Origin of the sequence: Bradyrhizobium sp. HKCCYLS3077 (assembly GCF_051167555.1) — a bacterium.
Taxonomy (GTDB): Bacteria; Pseudomonadota; Alphaproteobacteria; order Rhizobiales; family Xanthobacteraceae; genus Bradyrhizobium.
On sequence record NZ_JBNPTH010000005.1, the window covers coordinates 504,325 to 526,128 of the forward strand.

Sequence of the window (21,804 nt, forward strand, 5' to 3'; positions counted from 1 at the left end):
GTCCGGTTTCATGCGGGTTGTTTGTTTTTGGGGGCAACGATGCGGTTGACGCCTTGGGTGAGTGCAGCAGTGATTTTGGCTGGCTCGTGTGCGCAATCGAATTGGTCGACGAGCTTAGCCGAGACGGTTGCTCCCCCGACCGTGACGAAAGCCTGGAAGGCGTTAGGAAGGGTCGGAGCCTGCGCAGAAACGACGATCACGAAAATCGCGGATCGGTCGGATGGCCCGCTTTCGCCCACCCCGTTCAAGTCCGGCGAGACGCTCGACAAGGACGGTGAGCCCATGATGGATCAGGGCACCTACGTGCAGTATCAGAACGGCGCCGAGCAGATCGACGCGGCGTGGAATGCCGGCGTGGCCCATTCCAAAATCGGTGATCCCGTGCGTCTTGGCACCGTCTTCAAGCCCAAGAAGTGTCCGCCCGGAGATGATCGGGGGAGAATTTACAAGGCGATCAACCCGCGGACCAACGAGACCTGGCAGATGTCGGAGAGCTGGCACGCCTGCGGTGGCGCCTGAACAGGGGCTTGCTCCCGCGGCCGTCCACCATATCTGGCGCAATTGTCCGGTTTGACCCGCAACCGCTTGGCCTGTCCCTTGGCCTGCCGCCGCCCGTATGGTACAGGGCAAGGGTCTTTTCCGACCGCCTTCACCGAACCGACCGCAAGCCACGTAAGGCTTTGCGGACGTGGAGATATTCGCCGATGACCGCTTCCAGCGCCAAGCCCGCTTCGTCCGTCGATTCCTTCTTCTCCGCCACCCTGGCCGAGGCCGATCCCGAGATCGCCGCCGCCATCAAGGGTGAGCTCGGTCGGCAACGGCACGAAATCGAGCTGATCGCCTCGGAAAACATCGTCAGCCGGGCGGTCCTGGAGGCCCAGGGCTCGGTGATGACCAACAAGTACGCCGAGGGCTATCCGGGCGCGCGCTATTATGGCGGCTGCGAATGGGTCGACGTCGCCGAGAATCTCGCGATCGACCGCGCCAAGAAGCTGTTCGGCGCCAATTTCGCCAACGTCCAGCCGAACTCCGGCAGCCAGATGAACCAGGCGGTGTTCCTGGCGCTCCTGCAGCCCGGCGACACCTTCATGGGCCTCGACCTCGCCGCGGGCGGCCATCTCACCCACGGCTCGCCGGTTAACATGTCCGGCAAGTGGTTCAAGGCCGCGCATTATACCGTGCGCCGCGACGATCATCTGATCGACATGGACGCGGTGGCGAAGCAGGCGGAAGAGGTCAAGCCGAAGCTGATCATCGCCGGCGGCAGCGCCTATTCGCGCCCGTGGGACTTCAAGCGCTTCCGCGAGATCGCCGACAGCGTCGGCGCGTATCTCCTCGTCGACATGGCGCACTTCGCCGGCCTCGTCGCTGGTGGCGTGCATGCCTCGCCGGTGCCGTATGCCCACATCACCACCACGACCACCCACAAGTCGCTGCGCGGCCCGCGCGGCGGCCTGATGCTGTGGAACGACGAGCAGTTCACCAAGAAGTTCAACTCGGCGATCTTCCCGGGCCTGCAGGGCGGTCCCTTGATGCACGTCATCGCCGCCAAGGCGGTGGCGTTCGCCGAGGCGCTGCGGCCGGAGTTCAAGACCTACGCGAAGAACATCGTCGAAAACGCCAAGGCGCTGGCGGAATCGCTGCGCGCCCAGGGCTTCGACATCGTGTCGGGCGGCACCGACAACCATCTGATGCTGGTCGACCTCCGGCCGAAGGGGCTGAAGGGCAACGTCTCGGAGAAGGCGCTGGTCCGCGCCGGCATCACCTGCAACAAGAACGGCATTCCGTTCGACCCGGAGAAGCCGTTCGTCACCTCGGGCCTGCGTCTCGGCACCCCGGCGGCGACGACCCGAGGCTTTGGCGTCGCTGAATTCCAGCAGGTCGGCAGCCTCATTGCCGAGGTGCTGAACGCGATCGCGCAAGGCCCTGACGGCAGCGCGCCGCTGGTGGAAGCCGCGGTCAAGGAGAAGGTGAAGGCGCTGACTGACCGCTTCCCCATCTATCAGTAAGGCGTAAGGCGACATGCGCTGCCCGAGCTGCAACAGCCTCGATACGCAGGTGAAGGACTCCCGTCCCACCGAGGATTCCTCGGTGATCCGGCGGCGGCGGGTCTGCGTCACCTGCAACTTCCGCTTCACGACCTTCGAGCGGGTGCAGCTGCGCGAACTGACCGTCATCAAGCGCAACGGCCGCCGCGTGCCGTTCGACCGCGACAAGCTGATGCGCTCGGTGCAGATCTCCTTGCGCAAGCGCTCGGTCGATCCGGAGCGCGTCGAGAAGATGGTGTCGGCGATCGTGCGCGAGCTCGAGAGCGGCGGCGAGTCGGAAGTGTCCTCGGAGGCGATCGGCGAGATCGTGATGGAGCATCTGCGCGACCTCGACGACGTTGCCTATGTCCGCTTCGCCTCGGTCTATCGCAATTTCCGCGAGGCCAAGGACTTCGAGGCCGTGCTCGGCGAGCTCTCGGCGGAAGACGAGGCCCCGCGGCTGGCGCCGGTCCGCAAATGATCTTCCGGGTGCTGGTCGATCAGGTCGGTGAGAAGTTGAAGGCGCAGAAGGACGCCGACCGCCGCTACATGCAGCTGGCGCTGACGCTCGGACGTCGCGGGCAGGGGCGGACATGGCCGAACCCGGCCGTCGGCGCTGTTGTTGTCAAGGATGGCGTGATCGTCGGCCGCGGCTGGACGCAGCCCGGCGGGCGGCCGCATGCCGAGCCGGAGGCGCTCCGGCGCGCCGGTGAGGCCGCCAAGGGTGCCACGCTCTACGTGACGTTGGAGCCGTGCTCGCATTTCGGCAAGTCGCCGCCCTGTGTCGATGCGGTGATCGCCGCCGGCATCAGTCGCGTTGTCTCGGCGATCGAGGATCCCAATCCGGAAGTCGCGGGGCAGGGGCACGCCAAGCTGCGTGCTGCCGGCATTCAGGTCGAGGTCGGCCTCTGTTCGGCGGACGCCAAGCGCGACCATGCCGGACATTTCCGCCGCATCCGCGATGCTCGGCCGCACGTCATCCTCAAGCTGGCCGTCTCGGCGGACGACAAGATCGCCGCCGCTGGCAACAAGCCGGTCGCGATTACCGGCGAGACGGCGCGGACGCGGGTGCATCTGTTGCGCGCGCAGAGCGACGCGATTCTGATCGGGGTGCGCACCGCGATCGCCGACGATCCGCTGCTGACCTGCCGCCTGCCGGGCATGGAGCCGCGCTCGCCCGTCCGCGTCGTGCTCGACCCGATGCTGCGGCTTCCGGCCAATAGCCGCCTGATGCAGTCCGCGCGGACCACGCCGCTCTGGCTCGTCGCCTCCGAGGTGGCGGAGCCTGCGACGGCGACAAGGCTGGGCGCCGCCGGTGCCCAGGTGATCCGTGTGCCGCCGCAGGCCGACCCTTCCGCGCTGGAGCCGCCGGCCGTGGTCAAAGCGCTTGCGGAGAAGGGGATCACCCGCCTGATGATCGAAGGCGGCAGCCGCGTAGCATCTTCTTTCATGCAAAGCGGCCTGGTCGATGAAATCTGGCTCTTGCGCGGACCCAGCGAGATCGGCGCCGACGGCATTGCTGCGCTGGACGCATTGCCGCTGACCGCAATCACGCAGTCGCCCGCCTATCGCGTTCGTGCTAGCGAGACGCTCGATCCCGACATCCTCACGATTTACGAGCGCGTGTAATGTTCACCGGCATCGTCACCGACATCGGCGAGATCGTCAGCCTGACGCCGCGGACCGAGGGCAAGCTGCACCGGCTGCGCATCGCCTGCAGCTACGACCAGTCCACGATCGCCGATGGCGCGTCGATCGCCAACAACGGCGTCTGCCTCACCGTTGTGCAGTCCGGCACAGCCGACGGGAAGACCTGGTTCGAGGTCGACGCCGCCGCGGAGACGCTGGCGCTGACCACCGCCAAGCATTGGCGCGTCGGGACCAGGCTCAATCTCGAGCGGGCGCTGAAGATCGGCGACGAGCTCGGCGGACATATCGTCTCCGGCCATGTCGACGGCATCGCCACCATCGTCAGCCGTGAGAACCTGCCGGACATGGCGCGCTTCGTGTTCAAGACGAGCCGCGAGCTGGCGCGCTTCATCGCCACCAAGGGCTCGATCACCCTCGATGGCGTCTCGCTCACGATCAACACCGTGGACGAGCTGACCTTTTCGGTCCTGATCATTCCGCATACGCTTGCAGTGACCACGCTGTCATCCTGGCATACGGGCAGCGAGGTCAATATCGAGGTCGACCTGATGGCGCGCTATGCGGCACGCCTCACGGAAATGAAGTAGCCTCGAGCCGAGGCTTTCCGTCTTGGCTTTGTCGGCGCTCGCGCCTACAAGGCCAGCCCTCATGGCGAGACGGCGCTGCTGCGCCGGTTCGCAGCATGAGTTGATTTCATCTTGCCCTTCGCGACGCGGCCGAGTGGCCGCTCCCTTGAGGGGTGAGGCAGCTTGAAGACAATGGAAACAGAACCATGGCAGACGCACGGCGCGCGCCGCTGAAAGACCAGACCGACATCACCGGCGCCCGGGCGCTGATCGTGGAAGCGCGCTTCTACGACGACATCCAGGACGCCATGCTGGAGGGCGCTACCGCCGAGCTGAAAGCGGCCGGTGTGAGCTATGACGTCCTCACCGTCACCGGCTCGCTCGAGATCCCAGCAACCATTGCGATCGCGCTGGACGCGGCCGCGAAGAACGGCAAGCCCTATGATCTCGCGATCGCGCTCGGCTGCGTGATCCGCGGCGACACCATCCATTTCGAGATCGTCTCGCAGGAGTCGTCGCGGGCGCTGATGGACCTGTCGGTGGCGCGCGGCCTGCCGCTCGGCAACGGCATCCTCACGGTGAACAATGAGGACCAGGCCTGGGCGCGCGCTCGCGTCTCGGAGATGAACAAGGGCGGCGATGCCGCCCGCGCCGCGCTCGCCGTGCTGCGCATCAAACGCCGTCTGTCGCGAGGCTGAGATGGCGGAGAACAAACCCTTCAGGGGCCCGATCCGCGCCAACTCCGACCGCAAGGCCAACCGCCGCGGCGCCGCCCGGCTCGCCGCCGTCCAGGCGCTGTACCAGATGGACATTGCCGGCGCCGGCATCAATGACGTCCTCGCGGAGTTCGAGAGTCATTGGCTCGGCAACGAGGTCGAGGGCGAGCAGTATCTGCCAGCCGAAGCCGCCTTCTTCCGCGACATCGTCTCTGGCGTCGTGCGCGACCAGACCAAGCTCGACCCTGTGCTGGACACCGCGCTGGAGCGGGGCTGGCCGCTGCAGCGGATCGACGCCATCCTGCGTGCCGTGCTGCGCGCCGGCGCCTATGAGCTGGAGCGGCGCAAGGACGTGCCGGCCAAGGTCGTCGTGTCCGAATATGTCGACATCGCCCACGCCTTCGTCGAGCGCGACGAGACCGGCATGGTCAACGCCGTGCTGGAGCAGCTCGCCCGGCAGTATCGCGGCGACGAGATGGGGCCGAAGTAGGTGAGGCGGGCCGGCGCAACAGTTTTGCGGACCGGCACCCTGCCAGCGTGTTCACTCCGCTGTCATCACCCGCGAAAGCGGGTGATCCAGTATTCCAGAGACGCCTCGAGGATACGGAGAGGCCGCGGCGTACTGGATCGCCCGGTCGAGCCGGGCGATGACAACGGCGGATGGAGTGGGCGCCAATGACCCAAGCGCCCTCCGGTGAAGACTCGCTGATCGCCCGCTACTTCAAGCCGCTGGCCACCGATCCCGGCGCTTTCGGCCTCGTCGATGACGCCGCCGCCATCCCGGCTGGCGCTGACGACCTCGTCGTCAACACCGACGCGATCGTCGAAGGGGTTCACTATCTCTCCGACGATCCACCCGACACCATCGCGCGCAAGGCGCTGCGGGTGAACCTGTCCGATCTCGCCGCCAAGGGCGCGGCCCCCGCCGGCTTCCTGCTGACACTGGCGCTGCGGCAGAAGGACGAAGCCTGGCTCGCCGCCTTCGCCCGCGGCCTCGGCGAGGATGCGGCCGCGTTCGGTTGCCCGCTGCTCGGCGGTGACACCGTGTCGACGCCCGGACCCGTCATGATCTCGGTCACGGCGTGGGGTCGCGTGCCCAAGGACCGCATGGTGCATCGCTTCGGGGCTCGGCCGGGCGATAGGGTCATGGTCACCGGCACGATCGGTGACGCCGCGCTCGGCCTGCGCATTCTTCAGGGCAGAGCAGGGGTGGCCGCGCTGGATGCCGATCCCGCCGCGCGGGACATGCTGATCAGCCGTTATCGCGTGCCGCAGCCGCGCACCGCGCTGGCGGCGGCCGTTCGAGACTATGCGACGGCGTCAATGGACGTCTCCGATGGCCTTGCCGGCGACCTGACCAAGCTTTGTGCTGCCTCGTCCGTCAGCGCCGACATCGCCCTGTCACATGTTCCGATCTCATCAGCAGCCGCACGGCTTGTTGCTGCGCAATCAGTCCAACTGGAAACCCTGATCTCCGGCGGCGACGACTACGAGATCCTCTGCACTGTTCCCGCAGCGCAATGCGACGCCTACCGCGCTGCAGCCAACACCGCCGGCATCGCCGTCGCCGACATCGGCGCCATTGTCGAGGGCCCGCAAGCGCCGCGCTTCCTTGACGCGCAGGGCCGTCCAGTCAGCTTGCAACGGCTGTCCTACAGCCACTTCTGACACCTATTCGCAACCGCACAGTGCGACCAAAGAAGCGTCTGAATTTGGAGCGGTTCAGGCGTCGCGGCGTTGCGTCATCATGGCGATTTTGGCAAGCTTCACCGCGTTCGAGGCGGCTCCGCCCGGAGCGGCCTGACAAGGGGGCGTGCGTCGCACCATCGCGGCGTGACGTAGTTCAAAAAAGCAAAGAGCCGAGGAAACTAAATGTCAGCTTTATGGGTGATCGTGCTCTGCGGAGCGCTGTCGATCGTCTATGCGATCTGGGCCACGCAATCTGTGCTCAGCGCCGACGCCGGCAATGCGCGCATGCAGGAAATCGCGGCGGCCGTGGCCGAAGGCGCACAGGCCTATCTTCGCCGCCAATACACGACGATCGGAATCGTCGGCGTCGTGATCTTCGTGCTCCTTGCTTATTTCCTCGGCATGCTCGTCGCCGTCGGCTTTGCGATCGGCGCGATCCTCTCCGGCGCCGCCGGCTTCATCGGCATGAACGTCTCTGTGCGCGCCAACGTGCGCACCGCGCAGGCGGCGACCACCTCGCTTGCCGGCGGTCTCGAGCTCGCTTTCAAGGCCGGCGCCATCACCGGTCTGCTGGTGGCGGGTCTGGCGCTGCTCGGCGTCACCATCTACTTCGGAATCCTCACCGGCTTCATGAAGCTCGCGCCCGACAGCCGCACCGTGATCGACGCGCTGGTCGCGCTCGGCTTCGGCGCCTCGCTGATCTCGATCTTCGCCCGTCTCGGCGGCGGCATCTTCACCAAGGGCGCCGACGTCGGCGGTGACCTCGTCGGCAAGGTCGAAGCCGGCATTCCCGAGGATGATCCGCGCAACCCCGCGACCATCGCCGACAACGTCGGCGACAATGTCGGTGACTGCGCCGGCATGGCCGCGGACCTGTTCGAGACCTATGCGGTGACCGCCGTCGCCACCATGGTGCTGGCCGCGATCTTCTTCGCCAAATCGTCGCTGCTGACCAACATGATGACCCTGCCGCTCGCCATCGGCGGCATCTGCATCATCACCTCGATCGCCGGCACCTTCTTCGTCAAGCTCGGCGCCAGCCAGTCGATCATGGGCGCGCTGTACAAGGGCCTGATCGCGACCGGCGTGCTGTCGCTCGCCGGCCTCGCCATCGCGATTGTCTGGCTGATCGGCTTCGGCAAGCTCGACGGCGTCGACTACACCGGCACGGCGCTGTTCGTCTGCGGCGTCGTCGGTCTCGTCGTGACCGGCCTGATCATCTGGATCACCGAGTACTACACCGGCACCGACTTCCGCCCGGTCAAGTCGATCGCGGCGGCCTCGGTCACCGGTCACGGCACCAACGTCATCCAGGGTCTCGCCATCTCGATGGAAGCGACCGCGCTGCCCGCGCTCGTGATCATCGCCGGCATCCTGGTCACCTACAGCCTCGCCGGCCTGTTCGGCATCGCGATCGCGACCACGACGATGCTGGCGCTGGCCGGCATGATCGTCGCTCTCGACGCCTTCGGCCCGGTCACCGACAACGCCGGCGGCATCGCCGAGATGGCCGGTCTGCCCAAGGAGGTCCGCAAGTCGACCGACGCGCTCGACGCGGTCGGCAATACCACCAAGGCCGTCACCAAGGGCTACGCGATCGGCTCCGCCGGTCTCGGCGCGCTGGTGCTGTTCGCGGCCTATAACCAGGACCTGCAGTTCTTCATCGCCGACTCCGCCAAGCATCCGTACTTCGCGGGCATCAAGCCGGACTTCTCGCTGAACAACCCTTACGTCGTGGTCGGCCTGCTGTTCGGCGGCCTGCTGCCGTATCTGTTCGGCGCGATGGGCATGACCGCCGTCGGCCGCGCCGCCGGCGCGATCGTGGAGGAAGTGCGCCGTCAGTTCCGCGAGAAGCCGGGCATCATGCAGGGCACCGACAAGCCGGACTACGGCAAGGCGGTCGACCTGCTCACCAAGGCGGCGATCAAGGAGATGATCATCCCCTCGCTGCTGCCGGTGCTGTCACCGATCGTCGTCTACTTCCTGATCTACGCGATCGCGGGCGGCGGCGCGGCCGGCAAGTCGGCGGCGTTCTCGGCCGTCGGCGCCATGCTGCTCGGCGTCATCGTCACGGGCCTGTTCGTCGCGATCTCGATGACTTCGGGCGGCGGCGCCTGGGACAACGCCAAGAAGTACATCGAGGACGGCCATTTCGGCGGCAAGGGCTCGGACGCCCACAAGTCGGCGGTCACCGGTGACACCGTCGGCGATCCCTACAAGGACACGGCGGGCCCCGCCGTGAACCCGATGATCAAGATCACCAACATCGTCGCCCTGCTGCTGCTGGCGATCCTGGCGCACTGAACAGCAGAACGGTGCCGACAACTAAAGACCCCGCGGTGCGAGCCGCGGGGTTTTTGATTTCTGGCTGATGCACGTGGCGTCGGCTGAAACGGGACAGAGCGCAGCTGGTGCCTACCTTGGCGACGTGACCCTTTCCGCGCCGTCATTCCGGGGCATTCGCGCGCAAAATGGCGCAGCCATTTTGAAGCAGCGCGAATGAGCCCGGAATCCATAACCCCAGGCCGCCGTGAGTTGAAGACGAGCGCCACGCATATCCGAGCCTTGCCATGACCGGTGGTGGCGATGGGTTCCGGGCTCGTGCCTGCCGACAAAATGGCTGCGCCATTTCGCCGTCAAGCACGCCCCGGAACGACGAGGAGGAGAGGGCGCGGAGCCAAGTTCGGGATGACGTTGCAGAGGTGGCGTCTTTGCAAAAACGTCCGCCGATGAGGCGTCCTACTCCGCCGCGTTCTGCCGCACCCGATAGTTCTGCAACATGCTCTGCGCCATGCGCGGCTGCATCGCCGTGAAGCTCGCCAGGTGCTGGTCAAGCTGCGGGCGCGCGCTGCCGCTGACATGGGCCTGCATGAACAGCAAGGTCGTCGTGGTGACCCAGGACAGATCGGGCGCCTTGGCGAGCACCAGCAACTGATCCGGCTGCTTGCGCGCGAAGGCGCGTTCGACGACGTCGAGCGGCAGCTTGCACATCAGGGACAGCGCCAGGGTGACCTTGTCGAAGCTGCCTTCCTTGGCGAAGCCGTGCAGTTGCGCCTCGTGCAGCTGGCCGGTGGCATGCAATTGCTCGACATAGGCCTTGGCGTTCGCGAAATCGGTCGAGCGCGTTCGCGCCGCGGCCTGCAGATGGCCGGACGCCTGGGCGACCGCGAGCTCGACGATTTCTGCGCGGGCGCTGTCAGCCGACGCGAGTTGATTGCGGACGGCATCCGAGGCTTCGACGAACAGCCGTACCAGCACTTCGCGCGGACTGTCGGGGCGGCTCCACAGCTTCATCGCCAGCCCCGGATCGTCGGAGGCCTTCGCCACCAGGCCGGAGAAACCGTGATCGGAGAAGCGGGCGCCATCATTGTTGGCGGTGTTCGACACCACGGCCTGGTCGCCGCGATCGACCAACACGTCGGTAACCGCCTCGGTCAGGATCTTGCGGCCTGAGATCGCCAGCAGATGTTCCTGACTGCTTCTCTGCGCGGTGGCGACCAGCGTCTGCTCGTCGAGCCGGTCGCTCTGGCGCAGCACGGGCCCGGCGACCGCAATCGTCTCGTCGCTGGCCAGTAAATTGATCAGGCGCGGCGGCGCATCGGGCAGCGCCGCAAGGCGGCTGCCGAGCTGCGCCCGTGCGGCGACGGCGACGTTGTCGAGCAGCTTGAACAGCACGTGGTCGAACAGGTCGACATGCTCTTCGGTGAATTTGCCGGAGCCCACCACGAACAGGTCGGTGACGCGGTCGATGATCTCCGAGCGCCGCGACACGTAGCGGCTGGCGAGGATGTCTTCGAGCTGATGCAGGACTTTGTTAGGCAAGGCGCGGCTCATGCGATGGATGTCGCCGTGGCCTGCCCACCGGGGATCGGATCGGCCTCCAGGGGGGGCGATCCGGCATCCGCTGACGGTATCTCAAAACCAGATCAAAGACACGCGGCGACCATCTATCGCATCATCTCGCTTAAGGTGCCGTTACACCACGCGCCTTACCTTTATACTCTTCGGGGCCGGCATCACTGCACATCCATCTGCAGCCCTTCCTTCTGGATGATCGAGGCGAATTTCGCGGTCTCGGCCTGCACGAACTCGCCGAACTGCTGCGGTGTGCCGTAATCGCCTCGTGCGCCCATCGCCGCGATATTCTTGCGGATGTCCTCGCGCTCCAGCAGCGCCTTGACCTGCAAATTGAGGGCATTGACGATCTCTGGCGGGCAGGCCTTGGGCAGGAACACGCCGAACCAGGACGAGACGTCGAATTTGGCGAGCTCCGGCGCGCTCTCGCGCATGGTTGGCAGCTCGGGCGCATTGGCGCTGCGTTCCGGCGTGGTCACGCACAGCCCGGTCAGCTTGCCGTCCTGGATCTGCGGCAGCGACGGAAACAGATTGTCGAACAGAATTTGGATGTCGCCTGCAAGCGCCGCCTGCAACGCAGGCCCGGCGCCGCGGAACGGAATGTGCGTCATCTTCAGGCCGGTGAGCTGGAGGAACCAGGCGCCGGTGAGATGCGGGCTCTGGCCGACGCCGGACGAGCCGTAGTTCAGCTTGTCCGGATTGGCCTTGAGATAGGCGATCAGCTCGGGAATCGATTTGATCCCGGTCGAGGGATGCGCGGAGACGATGTTGGGGATGCGGATCATGTTCGACACCGCCTGCAGCTGATCCGGCTTGTAGGCGAGGTTGCGGAAGATCGAATAGGCGATCGCGTTGGGTCCGGGATTGCCGATCAGGATCGTGTAGCCGTCGCCCTTGGTGTTGCGCGCGACCTCGGCGGTGCCGATCGTCCCGCCGCCGCCCGAGCGATTCTCGACCACGGCCGATTGTCCCCACGCGGTCTGCAGATGCGCGGCCAGCAGGCGGCCCATCACGTCGGTGCTGCCGCCCGGCGCGGCCGGCACGATCAGCTTCACGGTCTCGGTGGGTCGCCAGTCGGCGAGGCTCGTGCGCGGCAGAAGGGCGGCGGCCGAGAGCGCGGCGGCGCCGGACAATAGCTTGCGGCGCGACAGCGCGATGCGATGGGTCAATGATTCCTCCCGGGCTTCTGTTTTGCGGGAGGGTAGGGACGATTGCGCCGCCAGAGCAAGCGCAGGCATGCGACATCGGCTGCGCCAATCAGCGCAGCAGCGGCACTTCCTGCCGTGCCCCGGAATCATATTCCGGGACGCGGCGATCAGGTCGATCAGTTGAAGCTGAGCAGCTTGAACAGCGGCGTCAGGTAGCTGAGCTCCTGGCCGGAGGTCGGCGTGGTGCGGCTGACGAAGTCGAAGATCTTGCCGTCCTTCATGCCGTAATTGGCGAGGCGGCGGACCTGGCGGTTCTTGTCGAAATAGATCGCGATGACGCGCTGATCGACGACCTTCTGGTTCATGAAGGCGACCGGGCGTTCGGCGCGCTGCGAGATGTAATAGAACACTTCGCCATCGAGCGTCGCGACGGTCGAGGGCGTGCCCATCACGATCAGCACCTGGTCCTGGCTCGCCCCGATCGGGATCTGCTCGAGCGCGCCGGGCGGCATGATGTAGCCCTTCTGGAACTGCTCGCCCGTGCAGGCGGCGAGCGCCAGGCCCATCAGCGCGATCGCGCCAAGAGTGAGCGCACGGGTGCGCAGACGGGGGCTCAGGCCGCGGGAGAGCAGGCGGGCAGTCGTTCGCATTGTCTGGGTCATCTTCTTAAGATCGGATCCCGTCCCCTTGCGTCGGGCAGGGCGTTGACGTACCGGGCAAAGTCGCGGATTGCAACATGCCCCCGAGCAAGCTCGGAACTCTCAGCCGCGGAATCCTCATGCTCTGGCCATTCAACCGTTTCAGGAAGTCCGGACCGTCCCCGCGCGGGACCATCGAGCCGATCTATGGCATGATCGTGGCGCAAACCCGAGAGCCGTTGTTTTATAGGCACTTAAATGTCCCCGACACGGTCGATGGGCGGCTCGATCTGCTGATTCTGCACCTCTGGCTGGTGCTCCGCAGGCTGCGCGGGGTGGGGACCGAGCTGTCGCAGGCGCTGTTCGACCGGTTCTGCGACGACATGGACGACAATCTGCGCGAGATGGGGGTCGGCGACCTCACCGTGCCCAAGCGCATGCAGAAGTTCGGCGAGGCATTTTATGGCCGCACCGCCGCCTATGACTTGGCCTGGTCCGAGAGCGAGGCCCGGCTGGCGGAGGCGCTGCAGAAGAATATCTTGAACGGAGACCATCCGGACAGCGCGGCAGGGCTTGCCGCCTATGCGGGCCGGGTCGCAGCACAGCTCGCTGGCCTCGACGACGCCAAGCTGCTCGGCGCGGCCTGGCGCTTCCCGCGACCGGTTCAGCAGGACTGACGACATGAGCAGAGACAGAGACGCATCCCGCGAGCCGGGACGAGATCCCTCGAAGGATCCGTGGCGGGCGCCGCCCGTGATCGTGGCGCAGATCCCGGACGCCGGGCTGCATCGCGAGATCGAGGCCGACGCGGCCACCCGGCGTGCGCTGGCCGAGATCGGCGAACTGCGCGAGGTGCTGTCGGCGCATGCCTCGTTCGACGTGAAGCAGAAGCGCGATGGCAAGGTGCATGTCGAGGGGCGGGTGCGCGCTCGTATCGGCCAGACCTGCGTGGTCACGCTAGATCCGATCGAGACCGAGATCGACGAGCCGATCGACCAGATGTTCGCGCCGCCGGACCAGATTCCGGAGCTCGCGGATTTCGTCGAGGACGATTCGAACAGCGAGGTCGACACCGCCGACCCGCCGGAGCCGATCGTGGGCGGCCAGATTGACCTCGGCCGGCTCGCCGCCGACGCGCTGTTCCTCGGGATCGATCCCTATCCGCGCAAGCCGGGCGCCATGTTCGAGCCGCCGGCCACGGCCGTCGCCCCGGAGGACCACCCCTTCGCGGCGCTGAAGGCGTTGAAAACGCCAGCGGGAGCAACGCCGATCGGCACGCCCGCGAAGAAAACGGATGAGGATTGATGTCCGAATGTGCAGGCCGGCCACGCGCCCGCGCTGCCACAAAGCCTTCCGAAATCGCTTCAAGTGACTGATTTCGATAGGGAACACCGTCGGCCTCACGACCTCCGCCAGGTCGCGCGGTTGCAAAATGCCACGCGCCCGGGAGGTTGTTTCGACACGGAGAGACGCTATTGTCGCGCCGGGCCGGGGTGCGACAAACCGCGCTGCCGGCCTCGGGCCCGTTCCCTGGCCGCGCAGTGCCACCAAGAACGACCGCCAACACGGCCGAACGAGACGCGGCCAAGACGAGATCAAGCTCGAGATCAGGTTTCCGGGACGTCATGCCTCAAAAGGTTCGAATCGCGCTGGACGCCATGGGCGGGGATTTCGGCGCGGCCGTCGTCATCCCCGGAGCCGCGATCGCGCTGAGCCGCCATCCGGACACCGAATTCCTGCTGTTCGGCGACAGCGCCAAGATCGCGGCCGAACTCGACCGGCATCCGCGCCTGAAGGCGGTGTCGCGCGTCATTCACACCGATGTCGCCATCAGCATGGAGGACAAGCCGAGCCAGGCGCTGCGGCGGGGCCGCAAGACCTCGTCGATGTGGCTCGCCATCGAAGCCGTCAAGAAGGGCGAGGCCGACGTCGCGGTCTCCGCCGGCAACACCGGCGCGCTGGTGGCGATGGCCCGCTTCTGCCTGCGCACGCTGGAGGGCATCGACCGTCCGGCCCTGGCGGCGATCTGGCCGACCACGCGCGGCGAATCGGTCGTGCTCGACCTCGGCGCGACCATCGGCGGCGATGCGCACCACCTCGTCGCGCTCTCGGTGATGGGCAGCGCGCTGGCGAGCGTGCTGTTCAACAAGCCGAAACCGACCGTCGGCCTCCTCAATATCGGCGTCGAGGAGATGAAGGGCCATGAGGAGATCCGCGAGGCGGCCGAGCAATTACGCGCGATGAACCTGCCGCAGCTCGACTATATCGGCTTCGTCGAGGGCGACGGCATCGGCAAGGGCGCAGCCGACGTGGTCGTCACCGAAGGTTTCAGCGGCAATATCGCGCTGAAGGCCGCCGAGGGCACGGCGCGCCAAGTCACCGAATTCCTGCGCGGCGCGATCCAGGCCAGCGCCATGGCCCGGATCGGCTATCTGTTCGCCCGCGGCGCCTTCGCCGCGCTGCGCGCCCGGCTCGATCCGCGCCGCTCCAACGGCAGCGTGGTGCTCGGGCTCAAGGGCATCGTCGTCAAGAGCCATGGTGGAACCGATGCCGAGGGCTTTGCCTCGGCCGTCAGGGTTGGCTATGAGATGGCCCGCTGCGATCTCCTGACCAAGATCAATCAAACACTCAATCGCGACGGCGGCGCTCTCGCGTCCGCACCCGTCGCCCAGGAGGCTGTCTCGTGACAATACGTTCGGTCGTGCTCGGCTGTGGCTCCTATCTTCCGCAGCGGGTCGTGACCAATGCCGAGTTGGCAAGCCGCATCGAGACCTCGGACGAATGGATCGTTCAGCGCACCGGGATCCGGGAGCGCCATGTCGCAGCCGACGGCGAATTCACCTCTCACCTCGCGATCAATGCCGCGCGTGCCGCGCTTGCCGCCGCCGATGTCGATCCACAGTCGATCGACCTGATCGTGCTGGGCACCTCGACGCCGGACAACACCTTTCCCGCCACGGCCGTTGCCGTGCAGAACGGTCTCGGCATCCATCATGGTGCAGCGTTCGACCTGCAGGCGGTGTGCTCCGGCTTCGTCTTTGCGCTCGCGACCGCCGACAATTTCCTGCGCAGCGGTGCGTTCAAGCGGGCGCTGGTGATCGGCGCCGAGACCTTCTCGCGCATCCTCGACTGGAACGACCGCACCACCTGCGTGCTGTTCGGCGACGGCGCCGGCGCGCTGGTGCTGGATGCGCAGAAGCAGGACGGCACGTCAGCGGATCGCGGCGTGCTGACCACACATTTGCGCTCGGACGGCCGCCACAAGGCCAAGCTCTATGTCGATGGCGGTCCGTCCTCGACCCAGACGGTGGGCCATCTGCGCATGGAAGGCCGCGAGGTGTTCAAGCACGCCGTCGGCATGATCACCGACGTCATCGTCGACGCCTTTGAGGCCACCGGCCAGTCCGCCCAGACCATCGACTGGTTCGTGCCGCACCAGGCCAACAAGCGAATCATCGACGCCTCCGCGCATAAGCTGCACATCGCGCCTGAAAAGGTGGTGCTGACGGTCGACCGGCACGGCAATACCTCGGCTGCCTCGATCCCGCTGGCGCTCGACGTGGCGGTCAAGGACGGCCGGATCAAGAAGGGCGACCTCGTTCTCCTGGAGGCGATGGGCGGCGGCTTCACCTGGGGCTCGGCCCTGGTGCGCTGGTAAGCTTGCCGCAGGGCGGGATTTTATCGACTTAACCGCCACACTTGGCTTCACGCTGCTGTTGACCAAGGCGGCTTAACCTCTTAATTTCCGGGCCGAATTATTCGCCGAGAGTTTGGGGCAGGCGATGGCGGGAACCGGAAAAACAGTCACACGCGTCGATCTGTGCGAGGCAGTCTACCAGAAGGTGGGCCTGTCGCGGACGGAGTCGTCCGCCTTCGTCGAGCTGGTCTTGAAGGAGATCACCGATTGTCTCGAGCGGGGCGAGACGGTCAAGCTGTCGTCATTCGGGTCGTTCATGGTGCGCAAGAAGGGTCAGCGCATCGGACGCAATCCCAAGACCGGCACCGAGGTGCCGATCTCGCCGCGGCGGGTGATGGTGTTCAAGCCGTCCGCGATCCTGAAGCAGCGCATCAACGGCCAGCAGTCCAACGGCAAGATGAACGGCGAGGCGGCTCCCTCGGAGCTTTCTGCCGAGACCGAGTAGCCGCGGACGATCGCGGCCGAAAGCGTGGCCTGACCCGAGCGGTCGGCCGGATCAGTCTCATTGTCAGCGTAGCCTAGCGTCATATCTTGTCAGCACGATCGAAGGGGAACGGGCATTTGGACAAGGCGCCGGATGCGTTTCGGACGATCAGCGAGGTCGCGCAGGAGCTCGACATCCCGCAGCACGTGCTGCGGTTTTGGGAGACCCGGTTCGCCCAGATCAAGCCGATGAAGCGAAGCGGGGGCCGGCGCTATTACCGGCCCGACGACGTGGATTTGCTCAAGGGCATCCGCCGTCTGCTCTACAGCGAAGGCTACACGATCAAGGGCGTGCAGCGCATCCTAAAGGAGTACGGCGTCAAGTCGGTCCAGGGGCTGGCGGATACCTCCGCGGCCGTCTCCTTCGGCGCGCTCGAGGAAACCCTCGGCCAGGCGATGATGGAGGAGGAGCCGATCGGCGAGGCCGAGGTCGAATCGGAGGATGAAGAGGAGGAGGGCATCGATTTCCGCTTTGTCGACACCGAGGACGACATCCTCGACACCTTCCGCGTCGGCCCGCCCACCCGCGCCGGCATGAAGCCGGAGGAACGCGAAAAGCTCGAAGTCGTGCTCAAGGACCTGCTCGACTGCCGCGCGCTGCTCGACCGGGCGATGAAGGAGGTTTGAGGGGCGGCTGCCCCTCAAAAAACAGGCCTGTCGATCCTGGCATCCATTTGCCAATGCAGATCCGAGTCGGGCGCCGCGAGTCGGCTGCGCTCCCTCCCCCTTGCGGGGAGGGGTCGGGGGTGGGGGTCCCCAACCTCCGCTCTCCCCATCACCCCCGCAAAACCCACCCGCCGTACCTTGCATCCCATCCCGATCACGGCTACAGGATCGGCCGTCGGAGCGTGGCGCAGCCCGGTTAGCGCACTAGTCTGGGGGACTAGGGGTCGTGGGTTCGAATCCCGCCGCTCCGACCATTTTTCTCACATAAAATCAACGAGTTGAAATCTGGGCCTCGGTTTCCGGCCGAGCCGGTTTCCGCTCAGTTTCCATTTTTTATGCTTCGAACGTTCTGATCGGGCGTCTCGTTGTGCCGCTTGTCCCGGTGCTGTTCGAGCTTGGCAATGGCATTGGCGGCGAGAACCCCGCTGCGCGCAATGTATGTGGCGATGATTCTCTGTGCCCGCTCGATCGACCATCCGAGAACGGAGGCAATCTCCATGGCCGTGCCGCCGGCCTCCGCGAGGCGTGTCGCCGCGGTGCCGCGGAGGTCGTGAAAATTCAGCTCGCCCGCGCCGATCTTGTCGGCGTCCGCCCGCCAGCATTCGTTGAAATAGCGCTTCGTGAACGCCTTCCCGGTCGGCGTCAGCATCACCAGGGAGCCGCGGCGCGGCAGGCCGTTGAGGTGCGCTTTCAGCTCGCGCGTCGCGGGGATCTTGAGCAGCTTCCCGGTCTTGCTCTGGCGGACCTCGATGCGCTCGCCGTCGTACTTCACCCAAGGGAATTGCCGGATGTCGGCGGCGCGTTGGCCGGTGTTGCGGACCAGGTAGAGGGCTGTGACCATCGCCGGCCGAGCGGTCTCGATGAAGCGTTGCTGCAGCTCGTCCGACCAGACCATTTCGGAACGGTCGTTCTTGTAGAGCCGCCGGAACGTGTCGAGCGGGTTATGCTTGATCTCGCTGTTCTCCTTGGCGAAGGAGAGGACGCGCGCCAGCGTCGCCATGAGGTTGTCGGCCGAACGGCGCGAGGTCTTGCCCAACTCGTCATGCCAAGCGAGCGCATCTCGCCGGAATTCGAGCGCGTCGTCAGGATCGTTGAAGGTATCGATTGGGCAAGATCCCCAACGGGCTTCAACGCGCTTCAGCTTCCAGTGATATTCCCTGCGGGTGGTCTCGGATAAGCCGTCGAAATAGGTCGAGGTGTCGAACCGTCGGATCAACGCGAGCAAAGTGTGCCGTCCGCGAACCATCACCTTTTTTTCGGCGGCTGCGTAGCTCTGAACCAGATCGTTGGGGTCGAGCGGCTCGCCAGTCGGTCGATGATAGAGATAGACCTTGACCGAACCGTCCGCGAGCCTCTTCGTGACGCGCTTGATGCCCTTGAGCTTGAAGGGTTTTTGCTTACCCCGCATTCTGCGCCTTCCAGAGCTGATAGGGCGAGAGTTCGCGATTGTCGGTCACAAGGCCCGACGCGCGGTCAAGAGCGGCATCCAGAGCCTTTCGATCCCATCGATTGGTGCCCGGGATCGCCGGAGGCACGATGCCCTTTTGGCGCCAGCCGTCGAACGCCGCCAACGTCTCACAGCCGCAATATTCGGCGGCTTCCCGCTTGGTCAGTCCGCGCTTCGTCAGCATCAACGCGACTCCGTCCAAAACTCGATCGCAAGACCAACGATCGCGAGCGCGAAATACAGCACGACGAACGCCAGGGTTCGCCAACTCGGATGACGCGGCATTCCTAGAAGCCCTTCCATTTCCTGATTGGTGCTGAGGCCCTCCGCTGCGGCGGCGCCTTCGGAAACCCTCGGTTCTTGATCTTTGCGCGCGTCGTCGGCTCGAGCCCGTAGGCGCGCTTCAGCACGCGGTCGGCCTTCCGCATGCGCGGGTTGTCCTCGGTGTGCGTCTTGATGTCGGCGCAGACGGTGCAGTGAATCTTGCAGTTCTCCAGCACCGGCAGGCCTCCGAGCCCGTCCGGAATGACGTGCTCGAAGATGATCGCGCCGGAGCGCAGGACGTTGCCGCAGCTCTCGCACTGAGGAACGCCGGGCTGAGTGCCCTGCTTGCAGCAGCGGATGAATGCCGCCTTGCGCACCGATTGCGGAAACTCAGTCCGCTCGTGACCGCGGAGGTTCATTGCGCCTCCGCCTGCTTCGGATCGCTCCAGGCCACGCCGTTCTCGGCGCCCCATGCGAACATGAATTCGATCAGCTCCGACATCTCCTTGACGGAGAGGTCGGACGACGATTGCCCATAGGGAAGGAAGGTCGAGCCATCGAGCGAGGGCACGAACTGCACCTCCTTCCCGCAGGCGTGCAGGAAGATCACCTTCCACTGATCGGTCGAGTAGCGGCGGCCGTTGAGCCGCTTCTGCCGGGCGATGTCGGTCAACATCGCCCACATGCGGTCGTTCTGCTCGACGGTGCGCTGTGGCCCCTTGAACTCGATGCGTGTTCCCGGCGCCGCGCGGTTCGCCCACTGGATCGCCAATTCGCGATCCGAGCGTCGCTGAATGACGATCTGCGCGCGTCCGGTCATGCTGCCAGCGCCTCGCCGCGCTTGCGGATCTGCGTCACGATCTCGTCGAGCTCGGCGTTGAACCGCTCGACCTCGACGACCAGCCGTTGGATGTAGGGCTCGTCCCGATAGGCGCGTTTCACAAACTGCGGCATGCCCGGCCAATAGACGGAGATGTCCCACCACTCGCGGCCGCTGAGCCAGAGCGTGCCCTGAACCTGGGCTTTGTGCTCGGCCGGAAACTCGTCCTTCAGGATGAGCTCGGCGAGCAGGTGCGGCAGCTTGGTCTTGATTTCCAAGCCGCCGGTGTCGCCGATCAGGCTGTCAGGCTGTCAGGCGAGCAGCCGGCGCGGCCGCTGCGGATGAAGCCGACGCGCTCCAGCGCGGCGCCGGTCTGGAAGGCGTAGAGGTCGCGGGCCTCGGCCTCCATTCTGTGGCCGCGTTCGGTGTGCTCATTCGAAAAGCTCTCCATCGGCTCGCCCGTGATGATCTCGCCGGCCAGCTTGAGCAGGTAGGTTCGGCGCGTCTCGCCTTCCCCCTTGGCTAGGACGGTTGAGAACTGCGACGCGGTCGGGATGCCCATGCGGGCGCGCAACCATTCGGCCGAGTTCTGTTCGCAGTTGATGACCTGCATGGTTGCCTCGCTCATTTCCGCACCTGCTGTCCGACTTCCCTGATTTTCGAAACGCACGACTCGTAGTGGTCGGCCGGGATGTCCTCGATCCGCTTCTGCCGAGCCCATGTCAGGAAGGCGGTCTTGCTGACGCGGAGGCTTTCGAGCAGCTCGCGGATGTTGTCTGCCTGCGGCTCGGTGATTGCACCCGGCGGTGGCTCGTATGCAGCCGGCGGCGCGGTCTGCTCGCTGGTGCTGCAGCCGTCGTCGTCATCGCCCTTCGAGGCAAGGCCAAGCGAGGCCATGAGCGTAATCCGCTCCAGATAGGAGACGGCCGATTTCACGCCCTGGATCGGGTTCTTGCCGCCTGAGGTGTCGGCGCCCGCGGAAAGGGTGTTCTCCTCGTGGTGGCCGTCGCGGTGCGAAATGATGCACGTCACGGTGACCGGCTCGCCCGGCTTGCCCTGCAGCCGCCAGCGATGGGAAAGCCCGTGGCTGCTCAGGATCGGTGCGACGGTGTCGACCACCTGGGCCAGATCCTCATGCCAATAGGTGGTGCGGTCGCCGGCGCGGTTCTCGAAGTCGACCAGCTTGTTTTTGCGGATGATCGGAAGCTGCGCCTTAGCGTCGGCGAGCGCATTGTTGAACGCCTTGCGCGCGGCGAAGGCGTCCATTTCCTTCATCAGCGCGACAGCCTCGCGGTACATGTCCACGTTGCCGGTTTCGAGAGCGGCGCGGACGATGTCCAACGGGCCGGCGGCCGCGGGGACCGCGGCGGGCGGGCGGCGCACGGCACGGGGCTTGCGCTCGGCGAGCGCTGTTGAGGTCTCGATGACAGTCATGTGGGATACTCCGGAGAGGGGAGGCGGGTTAGTCGTCCTGCTCGTTTTCGTCGGGCTCCTCGCAAACCATCGGCTCGGAGCACTCGCCGCAGATCAGGCGCGCATCGGGCTTGGCCCATGCGTTGAGGTCGCACTGCTCGCAGGTGAACTTGGTCTTGCTGGCGCGCTTCTTGGCGCGGGACTTCGCGGCCTTCTCGCTCTCGGCGAAACGATCGCCGAACAGCTCGTTCATACCGAGTTGCTCGAAATCGGCGAAGGCACGGGCGAACGGGCCGTCATCCTTGATGAAGTGGGAAACCTTCTGCCCAGTCTCTTTGCCGCCGGGACCGCCGGTCGATGACGGGTGCAGGCCCACCTCGTGCATCTTCTTCGCCCACTGCCTGTCGTGGTAGGCGCCGCGCGGCATCTTGCCGAAGTGCTTTTGCCAGAGGTGCACCATCTCGTGCACCAGCGTCGACATGATCTCGCGCAGCGTCCGATGCGCGAAATGGGTCGGGTTCAGCGCGATCTCGTCGGCGACCTCGCCATCACGCGAGCCGAAGCGATCCGGCGAGAAGTATCCGTAGGCGCCCTTGTGCCGCTGCATGGTGATCAGGCAGCGCGGAAGCTCTCCGCCGAACAGCCGATCGTTGAAGAAATCATAGGCGCGGTTCAGCTCGCGGTCGGGCCGGCGTCCATCGGAATTTGTGTTTCGTACGATACAA

At 65.7% G+C, this 21,804-nt stretch carries 26 protein-coding genes and 1 tRNA gene; 16 read left to right on the top strand and 11 right to left on the bottom strand.

Annotated features, from left to right (window positions below; genetic code table 11):
• Window positions 1-57: 57 nt before the first annotated feature.
• From ACQR0Z_RS22705 to ACQR0Z_RS22745, 9 genes are all read left to right on the top strand, one after another.
• Entirely contained in the window at window positions 58-519 is a 462-nt protein-coding gene (locus tag ACQR0Z_RS22705; protein WP_434920102.1) for a hypothetical protein, read from the top strand.
• Window positions 520-704: 185 nt separating this feature from the next.
• Window positions 705-2,009 carry a serine hydroxymethyltransferase gene (gene glyA, locus ACQR0Z_RS22710; RefSeq protein ID WP_434862150.1) on the top strand — a complete coding sequence of 435 codons (1,305 nt, stop codon included), beginning with the start codon at window positions 705-707 and terminating at the stop codon, window positions 2,007-2,009.
• A 13-nt stretch (window positions 2,010-2,022) separates the two neighbouring features.
• Complete coding sequence (gene nrdR / locus ACQR0Z_RS22715) at window positions 2,023-2,508, top strand: transcriptional regulator NrdR (RefSeq protein WP_006612773.1); 486 nt, start codon at window positions 2,023-2,025, stop codon at window positions 2,506-2,508.
• Complete coding sequence (gene ribD / locus ACQR0Z_RS22720; protein ID WP_434920103.1) at window positions 2,505-3,656, top strand: bifunctional diaminohydroxyphosphoribosylaminopyrimidine deaminase/5-amino-6-(5-phosphoribosylamino)uracil reductase RibD; 1,152 nt, start codon at window positions 2,505-2,507, stop codon at window positions 3,654-3,656. The genes nrdR and ribD overlap by 4 nt, the downstream gene beginning before the upstream one ends.
• Entirely contained in the window at window positions 3,656-4,264 is a 609-nt protein-coding gene (locus tag ACQR0Z_RS22725) for a riboflavin synthase (protein ID WP_434920104.1), read from the top strand. The genes ribD and ACQR0Z_RS22725 overlap by 1 nt, the downstream gene beginning before the upstream one ends.
• A gap of 185 nt (window positions 4,265-4,449) precedes the next feature.
• A complete protein-coding gene (gene ribH / locus ACQR0Z_RS22730) occupies window positions 4,450-4,941 on the top strand; it encodes a 6,7-dimethyl-8-ribityllumazine synthase (RefSeq protein WP_434862153.1) in 492 nt (163 codons plus the stop codon).
• 1 nt (window position 4,942) lies between these two features.
• The gene (gene nusB, locus ACQR0Z_RS22735; RefSeq protein ID WP_434878640.1) at window positions 4,943-5,449 is read left to right on the top strand and encodes a transcription antitermination factor NusB; all 507 of its coding nucleotides are present in this window, start codon (window positions 4,943-4,945) and stop codon (window positions 5,447-5,449) included.
• 185 nt (window positions 5,450-5,634) lie between these two features.
• Window positions 5,635-6,627 carry a thiamine-phosphate kinase gene (gene thiL / locus ACQR0Z_RS22740; protein ID WP_434920105.1) on the top strand — a complete coding sequence of 331 codons (993 nt, stop codon included), beginning with the start codon at window positions 5,635-5,637 and terminating at the stop codon, window positions 6,625-6,627.
• Between the two features lie 204 nt (window positions 6,628-6,831).
• Window positions 6,832-8,952 (top strand): sodium-translocating pyrophosphatase, encoded by a 2,121-nt coding sequence (locus ACQR0Z_RS22745; protein WP_434920106.1) that lies wholly within the window; start codon window positions 6,832-6,834, stop codon window positions 8,950-8,952.
• Window positions 8,953-9,387: 435 nt separating this feature from the next.
• Here ACQR0Z_RS22745 and ACQR0Z_RS22750 read toward each other — a convergent pair whose 3' ends face one another.
• From ACQR0Z_RS22750 to ACQR0Z_RS22760, 3 genes are all read right to left on the bottom strand, one after another.
• Window positions 9,388-10,470 carry a DUF2336 domain-containing protein gene (locus ACQR0Z_RS22750; RefSeq protein ID WP_434920107.1) on the bottom strand — a complete coding sequence of 361 codons (1,083 nt, stop codon included), beginning with the start codon at window positions 10,468-10,470 and terminating at the stop codon, window positions 9,388-9,390.
• 194 nt (window positions 10,471-10,664) lie between these two features.
• A complete protein-coding gene (locus tag ACQR0Z_RS22755) occupies window positions 10,665-11,672 on the bottom strand; it encodes a Bug family tripartite tricarboxylate transporter substrate binding protein (RefSeq protein WP_434920108.1) in 1,008 nt (335 codons plus the stop codon).
• 155 nt (window positions 11,673-11,827) lie between these two features.
• Entirely contained in the window at window positions 11,828-12,313 is a 486-nt protein-coding gene (locus ACQR0Z_RS22760; protein ID WP_434862159.1) for an outer membrane protein assembly factor BamE, read from the bottom strand.
• A 116-nt stretch (window positions 12,314-12,429) separates the two neighbouring features.
• Between ACQR0Z_RS22760 and ACQR0Z_RS22765 the strand changes: the two genes are divergently transcribed.
• The 7 genes from ACQR0Z_RS22765 (at window position 12,430) to ACQR0Z_RS22795 (ending at window position 17,389) form a co-directional block, all read left to right on the top strand.
• Entirely contained in the window at window positions 12,430-12,966 is a 537-nt protein-coding gene (locus ACQR0Z_RS22765; protein WP_434862160.1) for a ubiquinol-cytochrome C chaperone family protein, read from the top strand.
• A 4-nt stretch (window positions 12,967-12,970) separates the two neighbouring features.
• Window positions 12,971-13,594, top strand: a complete 624-nt coding sequence (locus tag ACQR0Z_RS22770) for a YceD family protein (protein WP_434920109.1) — start codon at window positions 12,971-12,973, stop codon at window positions 13,592-13,594.
• A gap of 320 nt (window positions 13,595-13,914) precedes the next feature.
• The gene (gene plsX / locus ACQR0Z_RS22775) at window positions 13,915-14,976 is read left to right on the top strand and encodes a phosphate acyltransferase PlsX (protein ID WP_434920110.1); all 1,062 of its coding nucleotides are present in this window, start codon (window positions 13,915-13,917) and stop codon (window positions 14,974-14,976) included.
• Window positions 14,973-15,947, top strand: coding sequence for a beta-ketoacyl-ACP synthase III (locus ACQR0Z_RS22780; protein ID WP_434920111.1), 975 nt, complete (start codon window positions 14,973-14,975; stop codon window positions 15,945-15,947). Before plsX ends, ACQR0Z_RS22780 begins: the two co-directional genes overlap by 4 nt.
• A 124-nt stretch (window positions 15,948-16,071) precedes the next feature.
• Window positions 16,072-16,431, top strand: coding sequence for an integration host factor subunit alpha (locus ACQR0Z_RS22785; RefSeq protein ID WP_434862164.1), 360 nt, complete (start codon window positions 16,072-16,074; stop codon window positions 16,429-16,431).
• Between the two features lie 116 nt (window positions 16,432-16,547).
• Window positions 16,548-17,096, top strand: coding sequence for a MerR family transcriptional regulator (locus ACQR0Z_RS22790; protein ID WP_434920112.1), 549 nt, complete (start codon window positions 16,548-16,550; stop codon window positions 17,094-17,096).
• A 215-nt stretch (window positions 17,097-17,311) separates the two neighbouring features.
• Window positions 17,312-17,389 (top strand) — tRNA-Pro (locus ACQR0Z_RS22795).
• 65 nt (window positions 17,390-17,454) lie between these two features.
• Here the strand turns inward: ACQR0Z_RS22795 and ACQR0Z_RS22800 are convergent.
• The 8 genes from ACQR0Z_RS22800 to ACQR0Z_RS22835 all read right to left on the bottom strand — a co-directional run bounded on the left by ACQR0Z_RS22800 (window position 17,455) and on the right by ACQR0Z_RS22835 (window position 21,800).
• Window positions 17,455-18,543: a tyrosine-type recombinase/integrase gene (locus ACQR0Z_RS22800; protein ID WP_434920113.1), complete on the bottom strand. Its 1,089-nt coding sequence runs from the start codon at window positions 18,541-18,543 to the stop codon at window positions 17,455-17,457.
• Window positions 18,533-18,766: a hypothetical protein gene (locus tag ACQR0Z_RS22805; RefSeq protein WP_315729007.1), complete on the bottom strand. Its 234-nt coding sequence runs from the start codon at window positions 18,764-18,766 to the stop codon at window positions 18,533-18,535. The genes ACQR0Z_RS22800 and ACQR0Z_RS22805 overlap by 11 nt, the downstream gene beginning before the upstream one ends.
• A gap of 103 nt (window positions 18,767-18,869) precedes the next feature.
• Window positions 18,870-19,265 (bottom strand): hypothetical protein, encoded by a 396-nt coding sequence (locus ACQR0Z_RS22810; protein ID WP_434920114.1) that lies wholly within the window; start codon window positions 19,263-19,265, stop codon window positions 18,870-18,872.
• A complete protein-coding gene (locus ACQR0Z_RS22815; protein ID WP_434920115.1) occupies window positions 19,262-19,666 on the bottom strand; it encodes a recombination protein NinB in 405 nt (134 codons plus the stop codon). The genes ACQR0Z_RS22810 and ACQR0Z_RS22815 overlap by 4 nt, the downstream gene beginning before the upstream one ends.
• Window positions 19,663-19,944 carry a hypothetical protein gene (locus ACQR0Z_RS22820; RefSeq protein ID WP_434920116.1) on the bottom strand — a complete coding sequence of 94 codons (282 nt, stop codon included), beginning with the start codon at window positions 19,942-19,944 and terminating at the stop codon, window positions 19,663-19,665. The genes ACQR0Z_RS22815 and ACQR0Z_RS22820 overlap by 4 nt, the downstream gene beginning before the upstream one ends.
• 17 nt (window positions 19,945-19,961) lie before the next feature.
• Window positions 19,962-20,279, bottom strand: coding sequence for a YqaJ viral recombinase family protein (locus ACQR0Z_RS22825; protein ID WP_434920117.1), 318 nt, complete (start codon window positions 20,277-20,279; stop codon window positions 19,962-19,964).
• A gap of 11 nt (window positions 20,280-20,290) precedes the next feature.
• Entirely contained in the window at window positions 20,291-21,100 is an 810-nt protein-coding gene (locus ACQR0Z_RS22830; RefSeq protein WP_434920118.1) for an ERF family protein, read from the bottom strand.
• Window positions 21,101-21,128: 28 nt separating this feature from the next.
• Window positions 21,129-21,800 (bottom strand): SprT-like domain-containing protein, encoded by a 672-nt coding sequence (locus ACQR0Z_RS22835; RefSeq protein WP_434920216.1) that lies wholly within the window; start codon window positions 21,798-21,800, stop codon window positions 21,129-21,131.
• Between the last annotated feature and the right edge of the window lie 4 nt (window positions 21,801-21,804).

What these genes read in the sequence shown, in the direction of transcription:
- glyA (WP_434862150.1), top strand. Translation starts at nt 705, where the DNA reads ATGACCGCTTCCAGCGCCAAGCCCGCTTCGTCCGTCGATTCCTTCTTC.
- nrdR (WP_006612773.1), top strand. Translation starts at nt 2,023, where the DNA reads ATGCGCTGCCCGAGCTGCAACAGCCTCGATACGCAGGTGAAGGACTCC.
- ribD (WP_434920103.1), top strand. Translation starts at nt 2,505, where the DNA reads ATGATCTTCCGGGTGCTGGTCGATCAGGTCGGTGAGAAGTTGAAGGCG.
- ACQR0Z_RS22725 (WP_434920104.1), top strand. Translation starts at nt 3,656, where the DNA reads ATGTTCACCGGCATCGTCACCGACATCGGCGAGATCGTCAGCCTGACG.
- ribH (WP_434862153.1), top strand. Translation starts at nt 4,450, where the DNA reads ATGGCAGACGCACGGCGCGCGCCGCTGAAAGACCAGACCGACATCACC.
- nusB (WP_434878640.1), top strand. Translation starts at nt 4,943, where the DNA reads ATGGCGGAGAACAAACCCTTCAGGGGCCCGATCCGCGCCAACTCCGAC.
- thiL (WP_434920105.1), top strand. Translation starts at nt 5,635, where the DNA reads ATGACCCAAGCGCCCTCCGGTGAAGACTCGCTGATCGCCCGCTACTTC.
- ACQR0Z_RS22745 (WP_434920106.1), top strand. Translation starts at nt 6,832, where the DNA reads ATGTCAGCTTTATGGGTGATCGTGCTCTGCGGAGCGCTGTCGATCGTC.
- ACQR0Z_RS22760 (WP_434862159.1), bottom strand. Translation starts at nt 12,313, where the DNA reads ATGACCCAGACAATGCGAACGACTGCCCGCCTGCTCTCCCGCGGCCTG.
- ACQR0Z_RS22765 (WP_434862160.1), top strand. Translation starts at nt 12,430, where the DNA reads ATGCTCTGGCCATTCAACCGTTTCAGGAAGTCCGGACCGTCCCCGCGC.
- ACQR0Z_RS22770 (WP_434920109.1), top strand. Translation starts at nt 12,971, where the DNA reads ATGAGCAGAGACAGAGACGCATCCCGCGAGCCGGGACGAGATCCCTCG.
- plsX (WP_434920110.1), top strand. Translation starts at nt 13,915, where the DNA reads ATGCCTCAAAAGGTTCGAATCGCGCTGGACGCCATGGGCGGGGATTTC.
- ACQR0Z_RS22785 (WP_434862164.1), top strand. Translation starts at nt 16,072, where the DNA reads ATGGCGGGAACCGGAAAAACAGTCACACGCGTCGATCTGTGCGAGGCA.
- ACQR0Z_RS22800 (WP_434920113.1), bottom strand. Translation starts at nt 18,543, where the DNA reads ATGCGGGGTAAGCAAAAACCCTTCAAGCTCAAGGGCATCAAGCGCGTC.
- ACQR0Z_RS22805 (WP_315729007.1), bottom strand. Translation starts at nt 18,766, where the DNA reads ATGCTGACGAAGCGCGGACTGACCAAGCGGGAAGCCGCCGAATATTGC.
- ACQR0Z_RS22810 (WP_434920114.1), bottom strand. Translation starts at nt 19,265, where the DNA reads ATGAACCTCCGCGGTCACGAGCGGACTGAGTTTCCGCAATCGGTGCGC.
- ACQR0Z_RS22815 (WP_434920115.1), bottom strand. Translation starts at nt 19,666, where the DNA reads ATGACCGGACGCGCGCAGATCGTCATTCAGCGACGCTCGGATCGCGAA.
- ACQR0Z_RS22825 (WP_434920117.1), bottom strand. Translation starts at nt 20,279, where the DNA reads ATGCAGGTCATCAACTGCGAACAGAACTCGGCCGAATGGTTGCGCGCC.
- ACQR0Z_RS22830 (WP_434920118.1), bottom strand. Translation starts at nt 21,100, where the DNA reads ATGACTGTCATCGAGACCTCAACAGCGCTCGCCGAGCGCAAGCCCCGT.